The sequence below is a fragment of the Streptomyces sp. LUP30 genome, from assembly GCF_001746365.1.
In the GTDB taxonomy this organism is placed as follows: domain Bacteria; phylum Actinomycetota; class Actinomycetes; order Streptomycetales; family Streptomycetaceae; genus Streptomyces.
The window spans coordinates 1-2,610 of sequence record NZ_MJAJ01000112.1; the positions used below are offsets into that span (position 1 = coordinate 1).

The 2,610-nt window shown below is 69.8% G+C and carries 4 protein-coding genes and 1 pseudogene; 4 read left to right on the plus strand and 1 reads right to left on the minus strand.

Features of this window, described 5'->3' with window-relative positions:
• A pseudogene (locus tag BG482_RS39795) lies at positions 1-364 on the plus strand (pyridine nucleotide-disulfide oxidoreductase); the annotation flags it as partial.
• A 104-nt stretch (positions 365-468) separates the two neighbouring features.
• On the opposite strand, the gene BG482_RS39800 reads toward BG482_RS39795, so the two are convergent.
• Positions 469-1,068 (minus strand): HAD family phosphatase, encoded by a 600-nt coding sequence (locus BG482_RS39800; RefSeq protein ID WP_069774094.1) that lies wholly within the window; start codon positions 1,066-1,068, stop codon positions 469-471.
• Between the two features lie 396 nt (positions 1,069-1,464).
• On the opposite strand from BG482_RS39800, the gene BG482_RS44465 reads away from it, so the two are divergent.
• The 3 genes from BG482_RS44465 to BG482_RS39810 form a co-directional block, all read left to right on the plus strand.
• Positions 1,465-1,620 (plus strand): hypothetical protein, encoded by a 156-nt coding sequence (locus tag BG482_RS44465; protein ID WP_176741583.1) that lies wholly within the window; start codon positions 1,465-1,467, stop codon positions 1,618-1,620.
• Between the two features lie 43 nt (positions 1,621-1,663).
• Positions 1,664-2,272, plus strand: a complete 609-nt coding sequence (locus BG482_RS39805; RefSeq protein ID WP_256096624.1) for a nucleosidase — start codon at positions 1,664-1,666, stop codon at positions 2,270-2,272.
• Between the two features lie 83 nt (positions 2,273-2,355).
• The coding region (locus BG482_RS39810) for an S-adenosylmethionine synthetase N-terminal domain-containing protein (protein WP_256096625.1) at positions 2,356-2,610 on the plus strand (255 nt) is incomplete at its 3' end.

The window sequence follows — 2,610 nt, forward strand, 5'->3', positions numbered from 1 at the left end:
CTCCGGCACGGTCCCGGACGAGGGCGGCCGCGTCATCCAGGAGTCCGGCGAGCACCTGCAGTCCACGTACGTCACGGGCTGGATCCGGCGCGGTCCGATCGGCCTGATCGGCCACACCAAGGGCGACGCCAACGAGACGGTGGCGAACCTGCTGGCCGACCACGCGGACGGCCGCCTGCACACGCCCCTCTCGCCGGAACCCGAGGCCGTGGACGCCTTCCTCGCCGAACGCGACGTCCGCTACACCACGTGGGAGGGCTGGTACCGGCTGGACGCCGCCGAGAAGGCACTGGGCGAGCCCCAGGGCCGCGAACGCGTGAAGATCGTCGAGCGCGAGGACATGCTGCGGGAAAGCGGCGCCTAGGAGAAGCGCACAGGCGGGGTGCCGACCCGGTCGGCACAATGCCGCCCCACCGCTTCGCCGGTCGACCGCCGTCCCCGTCCCGTCGCCGTCGCCGTCGCCGTCGCTCAGACTCTGCTGGCGGTCAGAGGCTGCAACGCGGGGATCACGGCGCGCAGATCGTCTCCCTCGACGGAGGTGGTCGCGAGTGCGCTCACCTCCGGCTGGGCGTTGAAGGCGATGGAGAGGCCGACCGAACCGAAGAGCGGGGCGTCAGTCGGGCAGGCGCCCACGGCCGCGCAATCGTGGGGCGCGACGTCGAGATCGTCGGCACGACGCTCGACGAACTCGACCTGGCCCGCGGGCGTGCACGGGAAGCCGGCCTGGCCTGTGAACCTGCCGTTTCTGGCGTCCAGGCAGCGCCCCGAGTACGAGTGAAAACCGAACCGCTCGGCGAGGTGCGCGCCGATCGGGGCCCAGGTGAGACTGGAGATGACCGGCACCAGGCCGCTGCTCCAGCACCACTGCGCGGTCTCCGCGATTCCGGGAATCAGGGGCAGGCCCGCGAGCTGGGTGTGCAGTGCGTTCTCCGGGATGCCCGCCCAGCGTGCCGCGTCGGTCGCCTGGGTTTCGTGCACGCTCGAGGCCCCGCTCAGTCCGAGGCGTTCCTCGACAAGGCGGGACAGGCTGCTTCCCCTGACCAGGATGCAGTCCACTGAGAAAAACACGGCGGCTACGGCAGACATGAGTCTCGTTGGAGTATGCCACCGTGAGCGGTCTCACAGGAGGCACATCCGCGATCAATCCTTCCGGTCTCGGCGCGGGCATGCGATCTGGTGCGGACTTCGTCATCGGGTGCCCGCTTATCGCCCTCGCATTCGGCGGGTGGGCAGGCCGGCCGTCACCAGCGAACGACGGCACGTCGTCCTCATCACGCCCCGGCCGCGCTCGTCGAACCGTCGTCCAGTGACCGCCCCGAGCACCCGAACTACCCCGCCGGCAGCCCATGTACTCGCAGAATACGGAATCCAGCACTAGGGATCTCCTGGGCCTACAGCGGCAAACATGGGGACGGCCGTCACTGCGCGGTCCCTCGCCGCCTCGCCCACCGGAGACCCGTGTTCATGAACCACGCGTCCTTCATCATCGTTCTGTCGCTGGTCCTCCTGGTCTCGGCGCTGAGCAAGCTGCGACGACAGGAGTCCATGCTCGCCGCGCTGCGCGGAGTGGGCGTGCCCGACTCGTGGCTGGCCCGGCCGGCCTCGGTCCAGAACACCTGACACCGGCTCACCTCGACCGGCGCCCCTCCCGAACAGGAATCCCGTGCTGCTCCCCGCCCTGCCCGAAGTCACCTTCACGGCTCGTCTCCGAGGCCGCATACGTCCCGACCTTCCGTTGATCGTGACGGCGGCCGAGGCGGAGGCGGCGCACTTCGACGACACCTTTCCCGTACTGATCACCGGAATGGGGAAGGTGCGGGCCACCGTGGAGCTCGCGTGGGCGCTGTCGTCGGCACGTCCCCGGGAGATCGTCAACCTCGGTACGGCCGGGTCGCTCAGCGGCTCGCTGAGCGGTGTCGTCGAGGTGTCCCGGGTCATTCAGCACGACCTGCCGGACGAGGTTCTCCACCGGCTCAGCGGGGTCGACTACGGCCGTCCGCTGACCGTACGGCCCGAACCCGGGCCCACCTTGGCCACCGGTGACTCCTTCGTCGCCGACGGCCGCACCCGCACGCTGCTCGCCGAGCGGGCCGACCTGGTCGACATGGAGGGCTACGCGATCGCCTCCGTGGCCGAGCGGTTCGGCCTGCCGGTGCGGATCGTGAAGTACGTCAGCGACCATGCCGACGAGTCCGCCGAGCGGGCCTGGCCCGAGGCGGCCGCGGTGGCCTCCGGCGTCCTGGCCGACTGGATGCGCCGGCACCTGATCTGAATCGCAGCAGCAGGCGCCGGAACCCGAACCGTCCGTTCTGTGCGGCGTCCCGTCGGGGGGCGCCGCGGTACCCCAGGAGAATCATGCCTCGTCGCCTGTTCACTTCGGAGTCTGTGACCGAGGGTCACCCCGACAAGATCGCTGACCAGATCAGCGACACCATTCTCGATGCCCTGCTGCGTGAGGACCCGACCTCCCGGGTCGCCGTCGAGACCCTGATCACGACCGGTCTGGTGCATGTGGCCGGCGAGGTCACGACCAAGGCCTACGCGCCGATCCCCCAGCTGGTGCGCGACAAGATCCTCGAGATCGGCTACGACTCCTCCAAGAAGGGCTTC